The following is a 22542-nucleotide window of genomic DNA, read 5'->3' as shown; positions in this document are numbered from 1 at the left end:
TCACCACTGGGCCTCGGGCGCCGGGGGCGGCGGCTGCGGGACCAACCGCAGCACTCCCATCGGCGGGTCCAGCAGTGCGATCGGGCGACGACCCGCACGGCTGCCGTCGTGGACGAACAGCCGAACGTATCCGGTGAAGTCGGTGAGGTCGACCACCCACTCGGTGGACATCCGGCCGGGCACCAGTTCCCCGTCCACCTGGCAGTGGGGCACCTGCTGCTGCGTCCGTTCCGAATAGAACCGCAAGGTGCGGCCGTCGGTCGGATCGAGCGGCAACCGGTCCGGACGGTGGACCAGGACCAGTGGCGGCAGGTCGGTGACCGGCGACTCGCTGTGCAGCATCAACCGGACGACGTGGCGCGGAGCCGACGGTTGCAGCTCCAGGTTATAGGCGATCCGGGCCAGTCCGGGGTACACGATCCCGACCGGTTCGCCGACGATCTCCCGCCCCGCCGAGTATGACACCGCGACCAACACGACCTGGCACCCCTTCAGGGTCAGTGGCCGGGCGAGGATGAGCGCACCGTCGCGCTCGTACTGCTCGGCACTCACCTCGCCGAATGGCCGTCCGTGGCACAACTGCTCGGCCGGGACACCGGGCTGGCCGATGTAGGCCCGCACCGCCGCAGCCCCCCGCGGCCACCCGAAGGTGATCATCTCGCAGTGGAAGCGTTCGATGATGTGCGGGTCGACGACGGCCGCCAGCGGCCGCGCCAACACCTGCGTCGTGCCGATCCGCGCCTTGCCGGACGCGACGGTGACCGGGGTCAGGTAGGCGCGATCCCACCCGCTCGGCCACGGCACACCCGACATCTGCGAGTGCGTCGGATCGGCGCCGGCCTTCACCGGGTGCCGGACGCGGGTCGCATCGTTGAAGCCCTGCGGGGACAGCGCGTCGAGGGCCAAGTCCTCGCGCTCGAGCCCGGCCGGCGGTGGTTGCTGGAACCGGTAGACGCGGACCTCCTGTCCGCCCTCCGGTGTCGTCCACGTCAGGTCGAACTGGGAATTCGTCTCGCTGATCGAGACGTCGAGGTCGTCGATCGGGGTCAGTTTGACCGAGACCAGGATCTCCTGCTGCGCCGGGCGCGAGAGCCGCAACTGGTTCCCGACGGGGACCTCCGCCTGGGCCCGGTAGAGGTAGCGGCGCCCGCGCGGGGCCTCCGCGTCGACGAAGCCGTTGAGGTTCAAGTCGGCCACGCTGATCTGGTAGCGCGGATCGGTGGTGATCGGGCCGCCCTCGTCGAGGGGGATCCGGAACACCCGGACGGCCTGCGTGCCGTCGAATGCCGACCACTCCCCGACGACGCGTCCCTCGTCCTCGGTCAACCGCATGTCCTCGACCGGGCTGATCTCCTCGCCCACCGCCCACTTGACCGGCTGGGCCGCTCGGGCGGAACCCTCGTCGTCGCCGAGGTGGGCCCACACCTGGAAGTAGCGGACGGCCGAGGTGAGGAACCGTGAATCCTCCGCCGACGTGCCGACCGTGACGACCACCTGCTCACCGGCCTCGGGCTTGTGTGGCCCGATCGGCCCGTCGCCGGAGACGACGCGGTAGATGACCGCCGCGGCCTCACGGCACGGCTCCCAACTCAGCCGCACCCCGTCGGGGGTGGTGGCGATGGTGATCGGCCCGGGTTCGTGCTCGGACGTCAGGTACTGGTACTCGGGGAAGTCGGCGTGGGTCAGCGGCCGCAGATCCGGATCCACGGCCACTGATCGTGCCACCGACGGCGCCGGTGCCTCGGTGGGCTGGGCCGGCGGCACCGTCGCGGGGGCGGGTGCCGCCGCCGCGGGGGTGGGTGCTGTCGCCGCGGGGGCGGCAGCTGCTGGTCCGGCCGGGGCCGGCGCGGACTCGGCTCCGCCGAACCGGGCGAAGACTCCGGCCAGTTCCTCCACCAACGCGCCGGCGCCGGGCAGCTTCTTGCGAAGCTGCTCCGCGGTCACCGGGGTCCGTTTGGCCAGGTTCCGCAGCGTCAGGTCTTTGATCGTCTCGGCCCCCGGTGCGCCTTCGGCGATCTTGGCCCCGCGCCAGGCGATGAGGGCGGCGGTCAGTTCCTCCACCGGGTCACCGGTCGGCTCGGCGGCGGCCGGAACCGCGGTCGGCCCGGTCGTCGACGCCCAGTGGCGGCCCGCGGCGGGGTCCTCGGGCGGCGGTGCGGGTGCCGGCGGCGGTTCGGCCGGCTCGAGACCGGACGGCACGTGCGCGACGGCGATCGTCGGCAGCACGCCGAGCCGGACCTGGCCGATCAGGTGGTCGATCGTCGCCCCCCAATACTGCGCCTCCGCCGAGGCGTTGATATCGGTGCGCCACGTGTCGGGACGGCGGGCGATCGCCTCGAGTTCGCGATCGGCCGGCGCCGCCCGACCGCTGGCGGCCACACCGGCGGCCCACTGCTCCAGCGCGGCGGCCATATTGTGACTGGACACCATTCGTTCAGCCCTGTCCCATCTGTGGCGGCAGGTAGGGGTCCGGCGCGATCGCCGACCCCGCCGGGTTGGTCGGATTCTGCTGCGACACCGGTGAGGGCGGGACCTCCCACGCGGCTGGTGCGGGTGCGGTGGCGGCCCCCTCCAGACGCAGGTAGTCCACAGTGATCGCCTCGGACAACTGGGTCGCCACGCACACGATTCCCAAGCCCACCGCGACGCGATGCCGGACGTCGACGCGCACCGCGGCACCGCCGTTGGTCACCGCGATGTCGGTGAGCAGCCCGTGGTCGAACGCCCCGCTGGGCGCGGCGTCCCGGTCGATCCCGGCGAGGAACTCCTCGCGCGGCAACGCCGCTGCGCCGGGAATCGCGACGGTGCTGACCAACCGCGGGACCAGCTCACCGAGCGGTCCGCCCAACGACGCCAGGGCACGGCCCCACACGAAGTCGGCCCCGCTCGAGCCGATCACCCCGTTGAACAGGTCCGTCGACCAGCGGTCCAGCGCGGTGCCGGTGTCCTTGCCGTGGTCGAGCCACACCGGCGACGCCTCGGCGCCGGCTTCCCGCGACCCGAGTCGCGGCGGGATCGACGACACGATCAGCGTGTCCCACGACGGGGTCAGCCAGCCCGGTCGGAACAGGTCGCGGCGCAGGTAGCCCACCGACTCGTCGACGTCGGGTCCACTCGGCTGTGCCGAGCCCAACCCGGTCGACATGGGCAGTCCCCACCCCAACTGCAGTGACCGCGCGGCTGCCGCCGACGGCGAGCCCAGGGGTGCCTCCAGGTAGGAGCCCAGAGCACGGTTCCACGACAGGAACTGGCCGTAGGCCTGCGACAGGCGGCGGACATCGCGCAGCGCCGCACGCAAGTTGTGCCGGTCGACCTCCAGCCGGTCGATCGAGGCCCGCCGCTGGTGCAGCAGCGCGAAGATCATCCGTTGCGAGGAGATGAAGCCCCACAGGCAGGCGCCCAGGCCGATGAGGCCGAAGGCGACGACGACGATCAGCGACACCCACCAGGCCAAGCCCTGTTTGATGCTCAGGTACGCGAACAGGCCGGTGATGAGCAGGAACGCGATCACCGTGACCTGGACGGCCCGGCCCAGCGAGCGGTTGCGCTGGTCGGGTTCGGGCGGCGGGGCGACCGCCGTGTTCACCTGGTGCAGCAGCTGCTGGACCTCGTTGTACGCGCCGTAGAACGCGTCGCCGAGCCGCTGACCGGCGGCCACGCCGAAGCTGCGGCCGGAGTTGCGGCGCCAGGTCGTGAGTTCGGTCAGCGTCGAGCGGGCGCCGACGCCGTGATCGGAGCTCGATTCCAACTCGGTGAGCCGGTTGGACAGGTCCACGATGCCGAGCACGTCGGTCGCGTCGACGCTGTCCACCTCGACGGCCGCCGAGACCGGTCCGGGGATGGCGCGGAACGCGGCCGACGGGCCGGGGACGACCTCGTCGGCGTGTTTGACGATGGCGCGTGCCGACCCGACCTGGATCGGCGGCAGATCGCGGCTGCGGGCACCGGCGTCGGCGAGGGTCAGCGCGGCACGCGCGTAGTCCTGCCACACCTGGGTCAGGTCCGAGTCGGAGTCGGCCAACTGCCCGGACGGGTCGAACAGGGCGCCCGACAGCGCATTCGAGGCGGCGCCGATCTCGGCCCACCCGGCCATCCGACCCGAGGAGGTGCGGCCGTTGACCACGACCTGGTAGGCGGCGGGTTGGCCCTGGAAGACCGCTTGTTCCACCCCCACCGCGATCTTGGACGACACGCTGTCGACGACGCTGCGGTACCAGGCCGCCGGCGCGTTGCGGATCGATGCCCAGACGAAGTTGAAGAACATCTTCAGCACCGCCATCGCACCGATCTCCTGCGGCGGGTTGGCGCTGTAGGCCATCCGGGGACCGCGCAACACCGCGGCGTGCTTGCGCCAGAAGACATCGGCCATCGTCGAGGTGGCGGTGGCCACGTCCGCGACGTAGACGATCTGGGAGCGCTGGTCGCTGGGCAGCGGCAGAACGCCGTCGTTGGTCAACAACGAGGCACTCAACGCGGCCTCGACCTCGTCGGTGCGCAGCTTCCGGTAGAACGACCGGGCCAGCCGGACCGACTCGCCGGGTACCACCTGCAGGCCGTCGAGGGGCGCGTGATCGACGCCGCTCCACAGGCCGACCAGGCCCGCGATCACCGGTGCCGCATGACGTCCCAGGTCGTCGGCGGACGCCTGTTCGGTCAGCGGGACGCGGCCGAACTCGGGGCCGCGCGCATCCTCCGGCGAGATCACGATGTTGTGCCAGCCGGGGACCGCCAACTCGCGGCCCGCGCCGGCGACGGCCGGCGGCCGCGTGATGAGCGCCCGCACCCGGGTCACCTCACCGGCCCCGGTCGTACCGATCAACTGGTTCGCGACGGCGGTCTCGTCGGCCACCGAGGAGCGCGGCGTGCCCGGCAGGGCCGGGACCACCGAGCACAACCGCAGGCGCGTGGTGCGTCGGCTCGCCACGAGTTCGGTCAGACCCACCTCGCGCACCCGGCCGCCGGCGACCATCTGCACCGAGACCACCGGGGTCTGCGCCGACGGATCGGCGACCCACAGGAAATCGTCGACGAGGCCGGCCGCCGACAGGTCCGTCAGCGCCGACAACACGCTGCCCGCCGCGCCGGTCGGCGCCATGAGCACGGTCAATGCCGACATCAGAACCCGCCCGGCTGCTCAGGGGACTGCAAACCTCCGAACGGGTTGGGCCCGCCCTGGCCCTGCGGCCCGCCGGGCGTGCCCGGCCCCGTTTCGGGGGCCGGTGGCGCATACGGCGATGACGTCGGCGGCTGGGGTGTCGGCGGCACCGGCGGCTGGGCCGTCGGCGGCACCGGCGGCTGGGCCGACGGTTCCTGGGTGAAGGCCGCGGCCGGATCCATTGACGGCACCTGGTAGGTGTCGCCGCCCTGGAAGTTCGGGGCGGGTGCCGGGGCCACCGTGCCCTGCTCGGCGATCGCCACGGCCGCGTCGACCAGGCCGGCCAACTCGTTGGTCGCCCAGAAGACATCCGGCGCGACGTCGCGGTAGATCGGGGTCTTCGACGCCTGCTGGCGCACGGTGATCCGGGCGAACACCCCGGTGCCGTCGGCGCCGGGATGACCCGGACTCGAGCCCTGGCCCGGTTCCATGTAGTTCTTCGACACGAAGTCGTTCTGGTAGGCGAAGTAAGCCCGCAGCTTCTCGGCGCGGTCGCGGATCGAGAGCCCCGGCCCCGAATCCGGGATGGCCGACGCCACACCGGTCCCGGTCTCGCCGTTGCGCAGCCAGTTCGCCATGTTCACCGCGGCGGCGAGTTGGCGCTGGTCCAGCCCCGACGCCGGGTTCTCCGCACCGGCGTCGTAGATGTGGCGCAGCGCGCGGTACGGCGCCATCGACGACATGACCGGCGGCTTGTGGCTCTGCGCGATAGCCAGCAGCACCGATTCCAGAACCGCGGGCAGCCAGTCGTAGTCGGCGAGGAACTCCGACTGCGGGGTCAGCAACGGGTTGGGGAAGGCCAGCCAGCGCCGGTCCTCGGTATCCCACACGTGCACGGCGTCGGTGAACGGCGGCGGCGGCACCTGGATGAACCCGAGGGCCTGGCCGAGGATCCATCCGGCCACCATCGCGCGCCGCTCGTTCTCGTGCATCGGCAGGCTGGCCTCCAGCGGCCGGCTCCGGCGCATGGTCCAGAACGCCTTGCGCTGACCGGGCGACGACGCCAACCACTGGCGCGCGGCGGGCTCGATGACCGCCTCGTAGGCCAGCGGCGAGTAGTTCGGATAGGAGCCGAAGATGTCGATGCGCTTGATCTTCGCCTCGTCGGTGAGGGCGTTCTTGACCGCGTCCCCGCTCTTCTTGTCCACGCGCGCGGTGGAGTTCAGCCCGGCCATCAGGTTCTCGGCGACCGGGAGCCCCTGGAACGGGATCGCGGAGAACTTGTAGCGGTACACCATCTCGGCGACGCCGTGGATGGCCTGCATCGCGTTCTCGTTGACGCTGGCGAGGGGGCGGGCGAGGTTGACGGCCTCGATGAAGCGCAGCTCCAGGTCGCTGCGGCGGGCGGCCCGCTCGGACTCCGGCGCGTCATAGCCCTCCACGTACTCGCGCAGCGAGACCGAGCAGAACCGGTCGAACGACTCGCCGGTGCGCCCGACGAAGCGCCGGGCGCGGCCCAGCAGTTCTCCCGGGCGCAGGTGCACGTCGTAGCTGGCCCGCTGGGCGATCAAACCGTCACCGGTCTCCGGGTGCCGCGGGAAGGCCCGCGAGACCCAGGTGGTGGTCCGCTCGACGACGGCGCGCTCGTCGGCCGGCGACGTCGTCCCGTCGAGAGTCGTCCAATACCCGGTGATGACGTGGCCCGCCGCGCGGGAGATGCCCTCGCCCAGCAGGCGCGGGTCGGTGCTGGTCGCACCGACCGAGGCGGGCAGGTCGATCTCGTAGCGCTGCTTGAACTCCGCCGAGCGGGTCAGCATGACCTCGTTGTCCGCCTCGGAGAAGCGCTCGGCCACCAGCTCGTCGGAGTCGGCCGGCCAGGCCGCGTACTCCTCGGTCTGCAACTGGGCCAGGCCCACCTGCTGCCGGTTCGCCCCTGCGGCCTGCCGCAGCAGGGTTTGCGCTTCGTTGAGCGCGTCGATCAGCGGGTCGAAGACCTCGGTGATCATCGCACCGCACGCATTGCCGACGTGGTGTGCCAGCGCGGCGTAGATCTGGCGCTCGACGGTGCGCGCCGAACCCGCGAACACCTCGTCGGCGATCGGCGCCGGGTTGGTGATGGTGCCCGACAGCCCGGCCAGCGTGCCCTTGGTCTCCGGCGGCAGGTCGGCGATATCGGCCGGCCCGTACTTCGACAGGTCGGTCAGCGACGGTAGCAAGACGTCGTCGAGGAGGCGGGCGACGCGCTTGACCAGACCGGTCGCATACGGCAGCCCCTGGGTGGCCAGCGCCCGGGACGTGGCCTGCTCGAGGTGGGCGACGAAGTTCTGGTGCCACACGAAGGCGTCGTGGTACGCCGCCGCGTTGGCCCCCTCCGCGAGGTTGTGCCGCTGCTCGACGAGCACCTGTCCGACGCGCGCCGACCACTGCTCCCCGTTGATGCCGGGAGTCTGGTCGATCATCGGCCGCACGCAGGCGTTGACCACGTTGCGCGACTGCGCGACCACCTGGTCGCCGGGCAGCACGGTGTGGGTCAACCACGGTGCGACGACGGCCGCCGATCCGTCGGCGCCGTCGGGCAGTCCCAGCGAATGGCAGATGTTGCTCCACTGGTTGTCGAGGATGGCGTTGACCTGTTCCTCATCGGAGGCGTCGTTGCCCGGCTGGACGTGGCCGTGCAGCAGCTTGTCGATGCTGCTGCGCGCCAACCGTTGCGCCGAGTACTCGGCGTAGCGGTCGCGGCCCATCGACAGGCTGGCGTAGCCGAAGGTTCCCCACGGGATGTTGTTCCACTGCTTGTTGCCCCACCCGAGGTACTCCAGCGACCCCTGGTCGCCGGTCTGGTTGGTGAGGTCCCACTCGATGAACTGCTGGGTGGCCGAGCCGGACAGGACCATGCCCGCCAACCCTCGGCCGAGCCCGCGGTACACCGCACCCGGGGTGCCGTCGCCGAAGACGGTCCGCTGTGCACCGACATAGCGGCCGATCGGGAAGACGCGGGCGAACGGGATCCGCTCCCCCTCACCGTGCTCGTGCCCGAGTGCGCGCAACAACTCGACGTCGCTCTCCCGCGCCGAGCCGGTCTGGCTGGCCACGATCTCGCCGAGCATGGCCAGGGCGTTGGCCCGGGTCCCGGTGATGGCGGATTCGTCGAGCGACTCGAAGATGTCCGGGGTCACCATGAACACGCCCATGAGGCGCGGATCGACGCCCTGCACCAGCGTGAGGATGCGGCAGATGTCCAGCGCCATCGAGGCACCGGCGCCGCCGGCCATCGACGAGACGACGAGGACGATCGGCTGGTCGTTGGAACTGTACGGTCCCGCACCCGGGATCTTCAGCGACCGCATCTCGGTGTCGGTGGAGTTGGCGAACAGCGTGTCCCAGGACCGCTGCAGCGCCTTGCGCACGGTGTCGACGCGGCTCAGCGTGATCATGCGCCCCAGCGCGCGGTACTGGCCGGCACCGGTGGAGAGCGGGGTGTACACCTGCTCCGGCTCGCGCGGGGCCCAGGTCGCGATGGTGTCGAGGGCGTTGTTGGCGATCAACCGCTGCGACAGTGCGTTGTCGAGGACCTTGTAGCCGTCACTCTCGGGTCCGGTGCCGACGTAGACCCCGCCGTGGTCGGGCACGGTCCCGACACCGGCAACCGGCGACGGCGACGTGGGCACGTCGAGGTGCACGAACTGCCAACCGGCCGGCAGCCGGTTGATGCCGTGCGCACGGAGGTCGGACTCGAGCTGGTCCATCATGTAGGCCAGCGCGGCCCCACCGGAACCACCGCAGCCGACGACGAGAAAACGCTTCATCTGGTTTCAATCCTCTTCACGGACTAGATCGGGTCAGTTGTCGAACGGGTTGTAGTCGCGCGGGGGGCCACCGGGCCCGGCCTGCGGGGGGCCACCCGGGCCGCCCTGCGGCGGACCGGCCTGCGGCGGACCACTCTGCGGCGGACCAACCGGACCGCCCTGCGGCGGGCCGAACGAACCCGGCCGCGGCGGCGGTGGCTGCGCGGCGAACGGATCGCCACCGGGCACCCCACCCGCCCGGCCGAACGGATCCGGCGACTCGCCGGTGGCGGCGGGAGCGCCGGCCTGCTGGCGCAGCGTGGCGACCACGGTACCCACCGACTCGGTGATCTCCTCGCTGAAGCGTTCCAGCGTCACCGACCCGGCGTCGTCGCCCACGAGGACCACCACATCGGCCCGATCGGCGGGCCCGCCGGGGTTGTGCAAGACGAACCACCGGTTGTGGACGTTGAGCGGGAGCCGGGCATCCGGCGCGGGTCCGACGCTGTCGCCGGTTTTGCCCGCCGCCCCGATCATCCCGGGCGCGCTGGCCACGACGTAGCCGGTGCCGAACGGCGACCGCCCGACGCGGGTGTCGAGCGAGATCCCATCGATCGCCAGGTGTCGCGTCGGTGCCGCGGTACCGGGGACCATGCGGACCAAGTCGTTGTCGCGGAAGGCGAACGGTTCACCGTCGCGCAGGACCGACGACCCGCTGATCGTCACCGGGATGACCTCGGCGCGCAGCGAGCGCGCGGGGATCCGCGCCGTCCACCACTTGGCCAGGTACGCCAGGCCGAGCGGCACAAGCGGGCCCAGGATCAGCGCAGCGAGGATGCCCAGCAGGGTGTTGGCCGCATCCTGCTGCTTGGCCAGGGTCGCACTGAACTGGACCTGCATGGCCCGGGGTTCGCCCTGGCCGTCCGCTTTGGCGACCATCACGGTCACGGTGCCGCCGACGTCGCCGCGCCCCTGGTTCGGGACGTGCAGGGTGAGCGGCAACTTGCCTTGTTCCCCCGCCCCGGGGTCCGAGGCGCAGTTCTTCGCGCTGGTCGCCGTCGACGTCACGTTCAGCCCATCGGTGCCGCTCGGCGACGCCTCCACCTTGGTGGCGCCCTGCGGTGCCACCCAGACGCAGCCCGGACCGTGGAACTCCAGATCGACGGTCGCCTCGCCGGAACCGGTGACCGTGCCGAAGTCGACGCGCGAGGCGACCTGGGGGTACCCGGCCGGCGGGTTGATCGTCACCGGCAGGTCGACGCCCTTGGGCACCAACGGGGTTCCGGGGACCAGCTTGCCCCGGGAGTCGCGCGCCGGCGCGGTGGTGACCGCGAGCTTCATCCGCAGCATCGCCGGACCGGGCGCGACCTTGGACAGGTCGGCGGTCTGCGTCTGCGTCACCTTGTTCTTCGGCAGGTTGCGGGCGATCGTGACGGTCTGGCCACCGCGGGTGACCAACCCGGCGTCGAAGGAGACCGTGCCCGGCAACGCCTCGACCGCGACGGTCTGGTTGCTCTTGTTGGTCACGACGAAGTTGAACTGGGCAAGTTTGTCGCCGGCCCGCAACTTGTAATTGCCATAGGCCGGCCACGCCGGCGCCAGATCTCCGTAGATCCGGATGTTGGACTGGGTCTGTGCGCTCACCGTCTGATCGGGCGACACGAACACCAGGGCCCAGACACCGCGCCACTTCTTCGCGTCGGCGGCCGCCATCTCGATGGACACCGACTTCGGACTCGGCGAGGAATAACTCACCGCGGTTCCGGCGATGTCGACCTTCCCCGGTTTCCCGGTCTCGAGGCGGTGCTCGGACCCGTCTGGCGCCACCAGGACCGGGATCAGGCCGGTCGTCGTCGCGTCGGCGATGATGCTGACGCTCGACACCGACTCGTCGAGGACGAAGCGGTGCTTGGCGTCTTCGCAGACCCGGTTGTTCGGGCAGGCTCCGCGCTTGGTCTCCACGCCGGCGCCGCCGCCGATCGTGGCGAAGGCGCGCACCAACTCGTCGATGTCGGTGACCCGGTAGAACGCCCCCGGCACCGGCTGGGTGATCGACCCGCAGGTGCGGCCGCCATCCGACTTCCCGGTGGCGATCGCCTGCAACAGGTCGAAGTCCGAGGCGCGGGACTGGGCGTCGAGGCCGATGGCGACGGTGATGACCCCTGCCGAGCGCAACTGGTCGGCGATTCCGCCGGGCCGGCAGATGCTCTGCTCGGCGGCCTTCTTCATCGCGTCGCGATCGGCCGGGCTGGTGAGCTGCTGGCCGGGGGCGAACTCTTTGTCGACCCGGCCGCGGTTCTGGTAGTCGAAGTCGAGCGCGCCGTCGGTGAACCAGACGATCATCTGGCACCCGGCCGCGGCATCGGGCCGGCGCTTGGCGGCGAGCGCCGACGCGGCGTTGGCCAGGGCCGTCGCATAGTCGGTGTCGCGCCCGGTGTTGCTCTGCCCCAGCTTGTCCAGACCGGCGGTCACCGCACCCATCGAGTTCGCGTTCAGCTCGGTCCAGTCGGTGATCACCCGGTAGCCGTCGGCGAAGGCCGCCACCGACAGGTCCAGCCGGGTGCCGTCGCGCTCGGCGACCATGCGCAGCTGGCGGGCGAGTTCCTTCGCGGCGGCCACCCGGGCCGCCGTGGCGTCGGACTTCTGCAGGCTCAGCGATTCGTCCATGAGGAACAGCACCTGGCCGTTCTTCTGACCGGCCACACACGACGCGAACCGGGAGACGGCGGCGTCGCCATCAGCCGGTTCGGCATGGGCCGCGCCGAGCAGCAGGCCCAACGGCGCCAGCAGCACCGCGAGCGCGACGACGGCGAACCACCTGGCCACGACTGATCGCGAATCCGCCACCGGATGAATCCCCCTTGCCATCACAACCGCCCGACCCAGAATCCGACGGCCAACGCCGTCACCGCGATCCCGATGACGACCAAAGCAATCGCCACCGCCCACAGCACCCCGGTGGACCCGGGTCGCGAGTACACCGTAGCGGTCTTGCGCTCGGTGTCGACGGCGACGAACCGCGCGACGAACCAGATGGCCAACGGGCCGGCCAACACCCAGCCCAGCAGGGACCACCAGTGACCCCAGCCGATCGCGCCGATGATTCCACCGACCGCGGCCAGCACCGCTGCCGCAATCAGCAACCCGTTCGGCGGCTCGGCCATGGTGATCGCGCTACCGCCGGGAACCGACGACCCGGATTGGCGGCGCGCGAGCGGGTCGGCCGGGTCGACCCCGGTTCCCGTCGAAACACCGTGGTCAAAAGGCGTCGTGCCGAACCCGCCCGCACCACCGGGGGCCTCGTGTCGGCCCGGTGTGGCCTGCGGCCCCGCGTTGGGGACCCACTGCCCCGGCTGCGCCGGGGGTTGGGGCGGACCGGATTGAACCGGCCCGGGCTGCACATGCCGGCCCGGGTAGCCCGGCCCCGGCTGACCCGGCCCCGGTTGACCCGGACCCGGCTGACCCGTTTGGGGCGCACCCGGGTACCCCGACGGTGCTCCAGAGGGCGACGACTGGCCCGGGTCATTACCCTGACCAAACGGATTGAACGACGACACGGATGCCATGTTTTCACATGTCCTGCGCGTCTGGGTGACCCAGACGAATGAATCGCCCACCCAGTTGGCTGAATCTGGCAGGATCGGGCCATGATCCCTTTCCTCTGGCGCACCGCGACGACCGGCGTCACCCTGTGGCTCGCGACCCTGTTGGTTCCCGACAGCATGCATTTCGAATGGGGCAACGCCGATTCGGTGTGGCGCAAGGTCGGGATCGTGTTGATCGTGGCGGTCGTCTTCGGCGTCGTGAACGCGTTCGTCAAGCCGGTCGTGCAGTTCCTCTCCATCCCGTTCTACATCCTGACGTTGGGCCTGTTCCACGTGATCGTCAACGCGCTGATGCTGTGGCTGGTGTCCTGGTTCAGCAACCACGTGACCGGGTGGGGCCTGGTCGTCGACAAGTTCTGGTGGTCGGCGATCTGGGCGGCGATCATCGTCTCGATCGTCGGGATCGTGGTGACCGCGGTCGGCGACCGCATCGCCGACACCGTTTCGGACTGAGTGATCGGAGCCGCTGATATGCCCACCACACCGCACCGCTTCCGCACCGCCGTCGCGCTGATCGCCGGCATCGGCGCCGCCGGGGCCGTCCTCGTCGGATGTTCGGCCTCGTCGAACTCCGTCGACGACACGCGTTCGGTCACCGTCGTCGGCAACGGCAAGGTGACCGGGGTGCCCGACACCCTCAGCGCGACCGTCGGCGTCGAGGCGGAGGCCGCCGACGTCTCCGCGGCCATCAACGAGACCTCGGCCAAGATCACCAAGATCACCGACGCGGCCGTCGAGGCCGGCGTGGACCGCAAAGACGTGCAAACCCAGCAGGTCTCCATCTCACCGCGCTACTCCTCGCCGGGCCCGGGCGGCGGTACGTCCACCATCAGTGGCTACCAGGCGACCAACACCGTCTCGATCAAGATCCGCGACCTCGCCAAGGCCTCCACGATTCTCGGCAACATCGTCACCGCCGGCGGCAACAACACCCGCCTGTCGGGTGTGAGCTTCGCCATCGACGACAATTCGGCGCTGATGCGCAATGCGCGCGAGGCCGCCTTCGCCGACGCCCGGGCGCGCGCCGACCAGTACGCCCGCCTGGCCGGGGACAAACTCGGCAAGGCGTTGGTGATCACCGAGACGAACACCGCCGATTCGGTGGGCCCGTCCTACCGCCGCGCCCCCGACGCGATGGCGGCCGCACCCGTGCCGATCGAGCCGGGCCAACAGACCCTCACCTACACGGTGACCGTCAAGTTCGCGCTGACCTGACCCCCGACATGCATCCGGCACTGGAACAGTGGTCCGACTTCAACGTCGCCATCGCCGGTGCCAGCGCGGCGTTGGCGGGCCTGATCATCGTCGCGGTGTCGGTGAACCTCGAACGCATCTTGGTCTCGCCGGCCATCCCGGCCCGGACCGGCGCGGCGATCGGCGCCCTCACCCTCGCCGTCGCCGCCGGATGCCTCTCGCTGATCCCCGACCAGTCGCTGTCCGCCCTCGGGGTGGAGATCCTGGTCGGGGCCCTACTCGTCGGGTGGTTCGCCCTGCTCGCCTCGCTGCGGATCTATCGCGTGGCCTCCGCCGAGCACGATCCGCTACTGCCCAAACCGCCCCGGATGTGGCCGCCGGGCAAGATCGCCATGGCGCTGGCCTCCCCCCTGTTGTTCGTCATCGGCGGAATCATTCTGGTGACCGGCAACGTCGACGGGCTGAACTGGGTCGCGGCCGGATCGATCACGGCAATCGTGGCCAGTGTCGGGCTCTCGTGGATCGTGTTGATCGAGGTACGGCGGTGAGGATTTTGTGACCATCCTGTTCCACGACCCGCTGCTCGACGAGCTCGGCGTGTGGCCGCTGGCCTATGCGCCCTACGGGGGCTGCGACTTCGGCGAACTCCGGGCGATCGCGACCACCGTCGGCGACGGCGGCGCCGATGCCTTCTACGCCGCCTTCGCCGCGATGGCCGACGGGTTGGCGGCCGACGCGGCCGCGGCCGAGAAGGCCGGGCACACCGCGTCGGCCCGGGAACTGCATCTGCGGGCCGCCGTCTACTACGCGTCGTCCTTCCATCCGCTGTACGGCACCCCGGTCGACCCGCGCCTCGTCGACGCCTTCGACAAGCAGTCCGCCGAGTTCGGCGCCGCCATGGCACTGCTCGACCCCGCCGGCACCGCGGTGCAGATTCCCTACGACGACACCTCGCTGCCCGGTTATCTCATCCCGGCGCCGGGCTCCGCGGGTGAGCGCCGGCCACTGGTCGTCTTCACCAACGGGTACGACGCCACCATCACCGACATGTACTTCGCCTCGGCGGTCGCGGCGGGTCGCCGTGGCTACCACTGCCTGCTGTTCGACGGCCCCGGGCAGGGCGAGATGCTGATCCACCGCCAACTGCCCATGCGGACCGATTGGGAGCACGTGATCACGCCCGTCGTCGATTGGGCGCTGGGGCACGACCTGGTCGATCCCGACGCCATTGTTCTCAGCGGGTGGAGCCTCGGCGGCTACCTCGCCCCGCGCGGCGCCTCCGGCGAGCACCGGCTGGCCGCGGTGGTGGCCGATCCGGGGCAGTGGGACGTCGGGGCGACGATGACCCTGATGGCCACCTCGATGGGGGTGGCGCCGCGCGCCGCCGCGAATCCGAGCACGATCGACCAGAAGACGATCGACGCGATGATGGCCGCGATCACCGCCAACCCGAGGTTGGACTGGTCGATCGTCAAGCGCGGCTTCTGGGTGAACGGGGTGGACAATCTCGCCGACTTCCTCGCCGCCACCCTGCGCTACTCCCTCGACGGCGTCGGTTCACACATCTCCTGCCCGGTTCTGGTGACCACCGCCGAGGACGACTTCCTCTCCCGCGGCGCCCAACGGTTCGTCGACGAACTCGGCGACCGGGTGACCCTGTTGGACTTCACCGCCGCGCAGGGCGCCGGAATGCACTGCGAGATGCTCAACCGGTCGCTGCTCAACCGCCGCGCCCTCGATTGGCTCGACGACACGCTGCAGCGGGCCTGATCGCGGCCGCCGACTCGACTCTGGCAGGGTTGTCCGCATGCGAGCAGTCGTCCAACGGGTCAGCCGGGCACGGGTCCTCGTCGACGACGAGGTGGTCGGCGAATTGGACTTGGCGCCGGGCGCACAGGGACTCGCGGTCCTCGTCGGCGCCACCCACTCCGATGGCGACGAGCAGGCCCGGGCCCTCGCCGAGAAGATCTGGCGGTTGCGCATCCTCGACGGACCCGACGGCGGTCAATCCGGTGCGGCCGACCTGCTCGCACCGGTGTTGGTGGTCAGCCAGTTCACCCTGTACGCCAATACCGACAAGGGCCGTCGGCCGTCGTGGAATGCCGCGGCACCCGGCGATGTCGCCGAACCGTTGGTGGCGGCAGTGGTCGAGCACCTGAGGTCGATGGGCGCATCGGTGGCGACCGGCCGGTTCGGCGCGCACATGATGCTCGACCTGGTCAACGACGGACCGGTCACCATCACGTTGGACGTGTGAGGCGCGGTAGCGTGCGAGAGGCTCAGGCGCCGGCGGGCCGGGTCGTCAGGATGCGCGGGCCGTCCTCGGTCACCGCGACGGTGTGCTCCCAGTGCGCGGCCCGGGTGCCGTCGTCGGTGATCACGGTCCAGTCGTCGTCCAAGACGGTGGTGTCCTCGGTACCCAGCGTGAGCATGGGCTCGACCGCCAGCGTCGACCCGACCACCAGTCGCGGACCGCGACCGGGCTCCCCCTCGTTGGCCAGGAACGGGTCCAGGTGCATCTCTCGGCCGATCCCGTGGCCGCCGTAACCGGCGACGATGCCGAAGTGACGCCCGAACCGCTCGCGGGCGGCAATCGTGCCCTGTTCGATGGCGTGGGACACGTCGGTGAGCCGGGCGCCGTCGACCATGGCGGCGATCCCCGCCTCCAACGACAACCGGGTGGCCTCGCTCAGCTCCTCGTCGTCACGGGCCAGGGTCCCCACGCCGAAGGTCCAGGCGGAGTCGCCGTGCCATCCGTCGAGAATGGCCCCACAGTCGATGGAGACGAGATCCCCCTCGGCGAGGACGACGTCGGCCGACGGGATGCCGTGCACGACGACGTCGTTGACCGAGCTGCAGATGGACCCGGGGAAGCCGTGATAGCCCTTGAACGAGGGCACCGCCCCGGCGGCGCGGATGACCGACTCGGCGACCTCGTCGAGTTCCAGGGTGGACACGCCGGGCGCGGCGGCCGCGCGGACCGCCACGAGTGCCTCGCCGACGACCGCGCCAGCGGCAGCCATCGCGTCGAGCTCACCGGCCGACCGGAACGGGACAACCCGTCGACCGAACAAAGCCATGGTCGGAGACTCGCCGCCTACTCGGCGCCGGTGCCCAGTGCGGCCAGGACGCGCTGGTGCACCTCGTCGACCTCGCCGACCGCGTCGATCGACGTGACGTCGTTGCCGTAGTACTCGAGCAGCGGTGCGGTCTCCGAGTCGTACACCGAGAGGCGGTTGCGGATCACGTCCTCGCTGTCGTCGGCGCGGCCACGGGCCAGCATGCGCTCCACGACCACGTCGGCGTCGACCGAGAAGGAGAGCACGGCGTCGAGGGTGACACCCATCTCTTTGAGTGCGTCGGCCTGCTCGATCGACCGCGGGAAGCCGTCGAGGATGAACCCGCGGGCGGCATCCGGCTCGGCGATGCGGGCGCGCACCATGTCGACGGTCACCTCGGAGGGGACCAGGTCGCCGGCGTCGAGGTACCGCTTCGCCTCGATGCCGATCGCGGTGCCCTGGGAGATGTTCGCGCGGAACAGGTCCCCGGTGGAGATGTGGGGAATGCCCAGCGCCTCCGACAGGAGTTCGGCCTGCGTGCCCTTACCGGCCCCGGGAGGGCCAAGGATGATGAGTCTCAATTCAGGAACCCTTCGTACTTGCGCTGCATCAACTGGCTGTTGACCTGCTTGACGGTGTCGAGGGCCACCACGACCATGATCAGGAGGGCGGTACCGCCGAACGGCAGGTTCTGGATGCCGCCGGAGCTGCTACCCACCTGCAGGAACACGTTGGGCAGGATCGCGATCAGACCCAGGTAGATCGAACCGGGGAGGGTGATCCGCGACAGGACGTAGCCGAGGTAGTCGGCGGTCGGCTGACCGGGTCGGATGCCCGGGATGAAGCCGCCGTACTTCTTCATGTCGTCGGCGCGTTCCTGGGGGTTGAACGTCACCGCCACGTAGAAGTAGGTGAAGAAGATGATCATCAGGAAGTACGTGGTGATGTAAACCCAGTCGGTCGGGTTCACCAGGTGCTGTGTGATGAAGACCTGCCAGCCCTTCGGCTGACCGTCCTGACTGGTCAGGTTGGCGATCAGCATCGGCAGGTACAGCAGCGACGAGGCGAAGATGACCGGGATAACACCGGCCTGGTTGACCTTGAGCGGCAGGTACGTCGACGAACCGCCGTACATCTTGCGGCCCACCATCCGCTTGGCATATTGGACCGGGATCCGGCGTTGGCCCATCTCGATGAAGACCACGCCCGCGACGATGACCAGGCCCGCGATGATCACGAGCGTGAAGGCGACCGCGCCGCGCTCCTTGAGGATCATGCGGCCCTCGGCCGGGATTCGGGCGACGATACCGGCGGTGATCAGCAGCGACATGCCGTTGCCGATACCGCGCTCGGTGATGAGCTCGCCGAACCACATGACCACCATGGCGCCGGCCACCATGACGATGACGATGGTCACCAGCCCCATGATCGACTTGTCGTCGATCATGTCGCTCGGCGTACAGCCCTCCTTGGCGGCCGCCCCTTGCAGCAGCCCGCCGTTCGCGGCGAGGGCAACGATGCCGGTGGCCTGCAGCAGCGCCAGCGCGACCGTGAGGTAGCGCGTGTACTGCGTCATCTTGGCCTGGCCGGCCTGCCCCTCCTTGCGCAACTCCTCGAAGCGCGGGATCACCACCGTCAACAGCTGCACGATGATGCTCGCGGTGATGTAGGGCATGATGCCGATCGCGAACACCGACAGCTGCAACAGTGCGCCGCCGGAGAACATGTTGATCAGCGAGTAGAGCTGCTCCTGGGCCGACGACTGGCCGTCGGTCGGCTTGAGGCAGTTCTGGATGACCTGGAAGTTCACACCCGGCGACGGCAGCGTCGCACCGAACCGGTACAGCACCAAGAGGAAGATGACAAAGAAGATCTTCTTCCTCAGTTCCGGCGTGCGGAACACGGCGACGAGGGGGGAGAACACTAATTCCTCCTAGCGGCGACCACTTCGGATCGGTGCCTGACGGTCAGGGGTGGCGCGGACGGCTCGGTCGCGCGACGGGCAACGCTGCAAACTCTAACAGTTGCCGGGAAAGCGGGTCGTCGGCGCAACGCGCTGGGCATTGCACCGACGACCCCGCCCCCGGATGTGCTTAGAGCTCGGTGGTGGTGCCACCGGCGGCGGCGATCTTGTCCTTCGCCGACGCGGAGAACTTGTTGGCGGTGATGTCGAGCTTCACCGACAGCTCCCCGTCGCCGAGGACCTTCACCAGCTCGTTCTTGCGGACCGCGCCCTTGGCGACGAGGTCCTCGACACCCACGGTGCCGCCGGACGGGAAGAGCTCGGCGAGATCGCCGACGTTGACGACCTGGTACTCGACCCGGTTGCGGTTGGTGAAGCCCTTGAGCTTCGGCAACCGCATGTGGATCGGCATCTGGCCGCCCTCGAAGCCGGCCGGCACGGTCTTGCGGGCCTTGGTGCCCTTGGTGCCGCGGCCGGCGGTCTTGCCCTTCGAGCCCTCACCGCGACCCACGCGGGTCTTCTCGGTCTTCGCGCCCGGAGCGGGGCGAAGGTGGTGGAGTTTGATGGTCATGTCTTAAACCTCTTCGACGGTCACGAGGTGCCGGACCACGTTGATCAGGCCCCGCGTCTGCGGGTTGTCCTCGCGGGTGACGGTCTTGCGGATGCCCTTGAGGCCAAGGGTGCGCAGGCTGTCACGCTGATTGCTCTTGGTACCGATGGTGCTCTTGATCTGGGTGATCTTCAGCTGGCCCACTTCAGTCTCCTTTTTGGCCATGGCGGCTTACGCCCCCTTAGCGGCCGACGACGCAGCGGCAGCCGCAGCGGCGCGGGCCCGCAGCATGCCGGCGGGTGCGACGTCCTCGACCGGCAGGCCACGGCGGGCGGCGACCTCTTCGGGGCGCTGCAGCAGCTTGAGGGCGGCCACGGTGGCGTGCACGACGTTGATGGCATTGTCCGAGCCCAGGCTCTTGGCGAGGACGTCGGTGACGCCCGCGCACTCGAGCACGGCGCGCACCGCGCCACCGGCGATCACACCGGTACCGGGAGCGGCCGGACGCAGCAGCACGACGCCGGCGGCGGCCTCACCCTGAACCGGGTGGGTGATGGTGCCGGCGATCATCGGGACGCGGAAGAAGTTCTTGCGAGCCTCTTCGACACCCTTCTGGATCGCGGCCGGAACTTCCTTGGCCTTGCCGTAGCCGACGCCGACCATGCCCTGGCCGTCGCCGACCACCACGAGGGCGGTGAAGCTGAACCGGCGGCCGCCCTTGACGACCTTGGACACGCGGTTGATGGTGACGACGCGCTCGAGGTGGTTGCGCTCCTCGCGGTCGCGGCCGCCCCGGTTGTCGCGACGGTCGCCGCGGCCACCGCGGCGGTCGCCGCCGCGCTCATTGCTGTTGCTGTTGGCGGGTCCGTTCCCGCCGTCACGCTGACGTCCGGGCATCAGAGGATCCCTCCGTTGTTGATCAGGCAATTCATGTAGGTGGTCATCAGAACTTCAGGCCTCCCTCGCGGGCGGCGTCGGCGAGCGCCGCGATCCGGCCGTGGTAGCCGTGGCCACCGTGGTCGAACACGACGGCCTCGATGCCGGCCGACTTGGCGCGACCGGCGATCAGCTCGCCGACCTTGGCCGCCTGGGCCGACTTGTCGCCACCGGCCGACCGCACGTCGGCCTCGATCGACGACGCGGCGGCCAGCGTGTTGCCGGCCAGGTCGTCGATGAGCTGGACGTGGATGTGGCGGCTGCTGCGCTTGACGACCAGGCGCGGCCGCTCCGGCGTGCCGGAGATCTTCTTCCGCAGGCGGAAGTGGCGGCGGTTGGTCGCGGTGCGGCGACGCGTCGAGGCGTCCTTGCCGACCGGCTTGCGTTGCGTTGCGGTTTCACTCATGGCTTACTTACCCGTCTTTCCGACCTTGCGGCGGACCTGCTCACCCTCGAAGCGGATGCCCTTGCCCTTGTACGGGTCCGGACGCCGCAGGCGACGGATGTTCGCCGAGATCTGGCCGACTTGCTGCTTGTCAATGCCCGTCACCGAGAACTTGGTCGGCGACTCCACAGCGAAGGTGATGCCTTCGGGTGCCTCGATCGGCACCGGGTGGCTGTACCCGAGTGCGAACTCGAGGTCGCGACCCTTGGCGGCGACGCGGTAGCCGACGCCGAAGATCTCCAGCTTGCGGGTGTAGCCGTCGGTGACGCCGACGACGAGGTTGTTGATCAGGCTGCGCGACAGACCGTGCAGGGCACGGTTGCGACGCTCGTCATTGGGCCGGGTGACGACGATCTGCTGGTCTTCCACGGCGGCCGTGATCGGCTCGCTGATGGTGACGGACAGTTCGCCCTTGGGGCCCTTGACCTTCACGTCCTGGCCGTCGATGGTGACATCGACTCCGGCCGGGATCGCAATGGGGCTCTTACCGATTCGCGACATGTTGTGGGCCCCTTACCAGACGTAAGCGAGGACTTCGCCGCCCACGCCCTTGTTGGCTGCCTGGCGGTCGGTGAGCAGGCCCGACGACGTGGAGATGATCGCCACGCCGAGGCCGCCCAGCACCTTGGGCAGGTTGGTCGATTTCGCGTAAACCCGCAGACCCGGCTTGGAGACGCGGCGCAGACCAGCAATGCTGCGCTCCCGGCTCGGGCCGTACTTGAGGTTCACGATGAGCTTCTTGCCGACCTCGGCGTCTTCGACGCGGTAGTCGGTGATGTAGCCCTCTTTCTTGAGGATCTCGGCGATGTTGGCCTTGATCTTCGACGACGGCAGGGTCACCTCGTCGTGGTACGCCGAGTTGGCGTTGCGCAGACGCGTCAAGAAGTCTGCGATCGGGTCAGTCATGGTCATGGTTGACCGTCAACCTTTCTCGTAGCGGTTCCCATACAGCGGCGTACTGGGTTTTCCCAGGTCAACCGGTGGGCCTTCCACGAAGTGGAGTTGTGCGTAGGTTCTTCCCTGCCCATGCCGTTGGCTTTTCGCCGGCACGGGCGGGGTATGAAGTTGTGGCTCCCGGGGGGCACAGTTCACCCCGGGCAACCGTTTCAGTGTAGGGAACCCGCTCCAAGAACCCAAATCCTCGGTGGGGGCGGCCGACTCGGCCCCCACCGGGCCAGCCGCCCCCCTCTCTAATCTGGATTCAATCCAGATTTAGTGGTAGAGTCAGTGGTGTTGCAGCCCCCAGCGACACACCGGCCAAACCCAACCGAGGCCGGACGAGAAGGAGTGATGAGTATGAGCACCGCGACCCCCATCAACGGAGTACTCGACCACGACGCCCGCCAGGTCGTCGGCGACGCCCTGCAGGCGACCCTCGTCGACCTGGTCGACCTGAGCCTCATCGCCAAGCAGGCGCACTGGAACGTCGTCGGCAGCCACTTCACCGCGGTCCACGCCGACCTCGACGAGCTCGTCGACGTCACCCGCGAGTTCTCCGACGCGGCCGCCGAGCGGGCAACCGCCGTCGGCGTCAGCCCGGATGCCCGGGTGCAGACCGTCGCCAAGACGACCGGGACCCCCGGGATCAGCGAGGGCTGGATCGGCGACACCGCCGTGATCGGCGTGATCGTCGAGAACCTCGCCGCGGTCATCGGCGGCATCCGCGAGCGCATCGAGGCCACCGGCACGCAGGACCCGGTGACCGAGGATCTGCTCATCGGGTTCGCCGCCCGGCTCGAGCAGCTCCACTGGATGTGGCAGGCCCGCCAGGCCTGATCGGAGCCGCCCGAGTGGCGGCCCGCCCCACCGACCCCCGGCCCCGCGAACCACCCCTCGGTTCGCGGGGCCGGGCCTTGTCTGCGGGAGACGGCGACCCGTGGCGGGACCTACGTCGGGACTTCACCCATTCG

20 protein-coding genes are annotated in these 22542 nt (G+C 69.8%); 6 read left to right on the top strand and 14 right to left on the bottom strand.

Features of this window, described 5'->3' with window-relative positions; all coding sequences use genetic code 11:
* The 5 genes from nbrcactino_RS17535 to nbrcactino_RS17515 are packed head-to-tail and all read right to left on the bottom strand — an operon-like array spanning position 1 to position 12044.
* A complete protein-coding gene (locus nbrcactino_RS17535; protein ID WP_161928738.1) occupies positions 1-2412 on the bottom strand; it encodes a SaeA-related protein in 2412 nt (803 codons plus the stop codon).
* A 22-nt stretch (positions 2413-2434) separates the two neighbouring features.
* The gene (locus tag nbrcactino_RS17530; protein ID WP_161928737.1) at positions 2435-5116 is read right to left on the bottom strand and encodes a hypothetical protein; all 2682 of its coding nucleotides are present in this window, start codon (positions 5114-5116) and stop codon (positions 2435-2437) included.
* The gene (locus nbrcactino_RS17525; RefSeq protein WP_161928736.1) at positions 5116-8901 is read right to left on the bottom strand and encodes a tubulin-like doman-containing protein; all 3786 of its coding nucleotides are present in this window, start codon (positions 8899-8901) and stop codon (positions 5116-5118) included. Before nbrcactino_RS17525 ends, nbrcactino_RS17530 begins: the two co-directional genes overlap by 1 nt.
* A 33-nt stretch (positions 8902-8934) precedes the next feature.
* Entirely contained in the window at positions 8935-11706 is a 2772-nt protein-coding gene (locus tag nbrcactino_RS17520; RefSeq protein ID WP_228460999.1) for a vWA domain-containing protein, read from the bottom strand.
* A 41-nt stretch (positions 11707-11747) separates the two neighbouring features.
* The gene (locus tag nbrcactino_RS17515) at positions 11748-12044 is read right to left on the bottom strand and encodes a hypothetical protein (protein WP_161928734.1); all 297 of its coding nucleotides are present in this window, start codon (positions 12042-12044) and stop codon (positions 11748-11750) included.
* Between the two features lie 483 nt (positions 12045-12527).
* Here nbrcactino_RS17515 and nbrcactino_RS17510 point away from each other — a divergent pair, with 483 nt between their 5' ends.
* From nbrcactino_RS17510 to dtd, 5 genes are read left to right on the top strand one after another with little or no spacing between them, the layout of a single operon-like run.
* The gene (locus nbrcactino_RS17510) at positions 12528-12938 is read left to right on the top strand and encodes a phage holin family protein (RefSeq protein WP_161928733.1); all 411 of its coding nucleotides are present in this window, start codon (positions 12528-12530) and stop codon (positions 12936-12938) included.
* 18 nt (positions 12939-12956) lie between these two features.
* Complete coding sequence (locus nbrcactino_RS17505; RefSeq protein ID WP_161928732.1) at positions 12957-13700, top strand: SIMPL domain-containing protein; 744 nt, start codon at positions 12957-12959, stop codon at positions 13698-13700.
* A gap of 8 nt (positions 13701-13708) precedes the next feature.
* Positions 13709-14227, top strand: coding sequence for a hypothetical protein (locus tag nbrcactino_RS17500; RefSeq protein WP_161928731.1), 519 nt, complete (start codon positions 13709-13711; stop codon positions 14225-14227).
* A 7-nt stretch (positions 14228-14234) separates the two neighbouring features.
* Entirely contained in the window at positions 14235-15449 is a 1215-nt protein-coding gene (locus nbrcactino_RS17495) for an alpha/beta hydrolase family protein (protein WP_161928730.1), read from the top strand.
* A gap of 37 nt (positions 15450-15486) precedes the next feature.
* Positions 15487-15936: a D-aminoacyl-tRNA deacylase gene (gene dtd / locus nbrcactino_RS17490; RefSeq protein ID WP_161928729.1), complete on the top strand. Its 450-nt coding sequence runs from the start codon at positions 15487-15489 to the stop codon at positions 15934-15936.
* Positions 15937-15958: 22 nt separating this feature from the next.
* Here dtd and map read toward each other — a convergent pair whose 3' ends face one another.
* From map to rpsH, 9 genes are all read right to left on the bottom strand, one after another.
* A complete protein-coding gene (map, locus tag nbrcactino_RS17485; protein ID WP_161928728.1) occupies positions 15959-16759 on the bottom strand; it encodes a type I methionyl aminopeptidase in 801 nt (266 codons plus the stop codon).
* 17 nt (positions 16760-16776) lie between these two features.
* Positions 16777-17319: an adenylate kinase gene (locus nbrcactino_RS17480; protein ID WP_161928727.1), complete on the bottom strand. Its 543-nt coding sequence runs from the start codon at positions 17317-17319 to the stop codon at positions 16777-16779.
* A complete protein-coding gene (secY, locus tag nbrcactino_RS17475; RefSeq protein WP_161928726.1) occupies positions 17316-18662 on the bottom strand; it encodes a preprotein translocase subunit SecY in 1347 nt (448 codons plus the stop codon). The genes nbrcactino_RS17480 and secY overlap by 4 nt, the downstream gene beginning before the upstream one ends.
* 169 nt (positions 18663-18831) lie before the next feature.
* Positions 18832-19272, bottom strand: a complete 441-nt coding sequence (rplO, locus tag nbrcactino_RS17470; protein WP_161928725.1) for a 50S ribosomal protein L15 — start codon at positions 19270-19272, stop codon at positions 18832-18834.
* A 3-nt stretch (positions 19273-19275) separates the two neighbouring features.
* Positions 19276-19455 carry a 50S ribosomal protein L30 gene (rpmD, locus tag nbrcactino_RS17465; RefSeq protein WP_124246904.1) on the bottom strand — a complete coding sequence of 60 codons (180 nt, stop codon included), beginning with the start codon at positions 19453-19455 and terminating at the stop codon, positions 19276-19278.
* Positions 19456-19482: 27 nt separating this feature from the next.
* Entirely contained in the window at positions 19483-20148 is a 666-nt protein-coding gene (gene rpsE, locus nbrcactino_RS17460) for a 30S ribosomal protein S5 (protein ID WP_161928724.1), read from the bottom strand.
* Positions 20149-20194: 46 nt separating this feature from the next.
* Positions 20195-20593 (bottom strand): 50S ribosomal protein L18, encoded by a 399-nt coding sequence (rplR, locus tag nbrcactino_RS17455; RefSeq protein ID WP_161928723.1) that lies wholly within the window; start codon positions 20591-20593, stop codon positions 20195-20197.
* Positions 20594-20596: 3 nt separating this feature from the next.
* The gene (gene rplF / locus nbrcactino_RS17450) at positions 20597-21133 is read right to left on the bottom strand and encodes a 50S ribosomal protein L6 (protein WP_161928722.1); all 537 of its coding nucleotides are present in this window, start codon (positions 21131-21133) and stop codon (positions 20597-20599) included.
* 12 nt (positions 21134-21145) lie between these two features.
* The gene (gene rpsH, locus nbrcactino_RS17445) at positions 21146-21544 is read right to left on the bottom strand and encodes a 30S ribosomal protein S8 (RefSeq protein ID WP_161928721.1); all 399 of its coding nucleotides are present in this window, start codon (positions 21542-21544) and stop codon (positions 21146-21148) included.
* 384 nt (positions 21545-21928) lie between these two features.
* On the opposite strand from rpsH, the gene nbrcactino_RS17440 reads away from it, so the two are divergent.
* Positions 21929-22408: a Dps family protein gene (locus nbrcactino_RS17440; protein ID WP_161928720.1), complete on the top strand. Its 480-nt coding sequence runs from the start codon at positions 21929-21931 to the stop codon at positions 22406-22408.
* Positions 22409-22542: the final 134 nt, after the last annotated feature.

The sequence above is a fragment of the Gordonia crocea genome (assembly GCF_009932435.1).
GTDB classification, from domain to species: Bacteria; Actinomycetota; Actinomycetes; order Mycobacteriales; family Mycobacteriaceae; genus Gordonia; species Gordonia crocea.
The sequence above is the reverse complement of the archived record's forward strand: the minus strand, read 5'-3'. Positions and strand labels throughout refer to the sequence as shown.

Coding starts and splice junctions, on each gene's coding strand:
- nbrcactino_RS17535 (WP_161928738.1), bottom strand. CDS start 2,412: ATGGCCGCCGCGCTGGAGCAGTGGGCCGCCGGTGTGGCCGCCAGCGGT.
- nbrcactino_RS17525 (WP_161928736.1), bottom strand. CDS start 8,901: ATGAAGCGTTTTCTCGTCGTCGGCTGCGGTGGTTCCGGTGGGGCCGCG.
- map (WP_161928728.1), bottom strand. CDS start 16,759: ATGGCTTTGTTCGGTCGACGGGTTGTCCCGTTCCGGTCGGCCGGTGAG.
- nbrcactino_RS17515 (WP_161928734.1), bottom strand. CDS start 12,044: ATGGCCGAGCCGCCGAACGGGTTGCTGATTGCGGCAGCGGTGCTGGCC.
- nbrcactino_RS17510 (WP_161928733.1), top strand. CDS start 12,528: ATGATCCCTTTCCTCTGGCGCACCGCGACGACCGGCGTCACCCTGTGG.
- dtd (WP_161928729.1), top strand. CDS start 15,487: ATGCGAGCAGTCGTCCAACGGGTCAGCCGGGCACGGGTCCTCGTCGAC.
- nbrcactino_RS17505 (WP_161928732.1), top strand. CDS start 12,957: ATGCCCACCACACCGCACCGCTTCCGCACCGCCGTCGCGCTGATCGCC.
- rpsE (WP_161928724.1), bottom strand. CDS start 20,148: ATGCCCGGACGTCAGCGTGACGGCGGGAACGGACCCGCCAACAGCAAC.
- nbrcactino_RS17500 (WP_161928731.1), top strand. CDS start 13,709: ATGCATCCGGCACTGGAACAGTGGTCCGACTTCAACGTCGCCATCGCC.
- rplO (WP_161928725.1), bottom strand. CDS start 19,272: ATGACCATCAAACTCCACCACCTTCGCCCCGCTCCGGGCGCGAAGACC.
- nbrcactino_RS17440 (WP_161928720.1), top strand. CDS start 21,929: ATGAGCACCGCGACCCCCATCAACGGAGTACTCGACCACGACGCCCGC.
- rplF (WP_161928722.1), bottom strand. CDS start 21,133: ATGTCGCGAATCGGTAAGAGCCCCATTGCGATCCCGGCCGGAGTCGAT.
- rpsH (WP_161928721.1), bottom strand. CDS start 21,544: ATGACCATGACTGACCCGATCGCAGACTTCTTGACGCGTCTGCGCAAC.
- nbrcactino_RS17530 (WP_161928737.1), bottom strand. CDS start 5,116: ATGTCGGCATTGACCGTGCTCATGGCGCCGACCGGCGCGGCGGGCAGC.
- rplR (WP_161928723.1), bottom strand. CDS start 20,593: ATGAGTGAAACCGCAACGCAACGCAAGCCGGTCGGCAAGGACGCCTCG.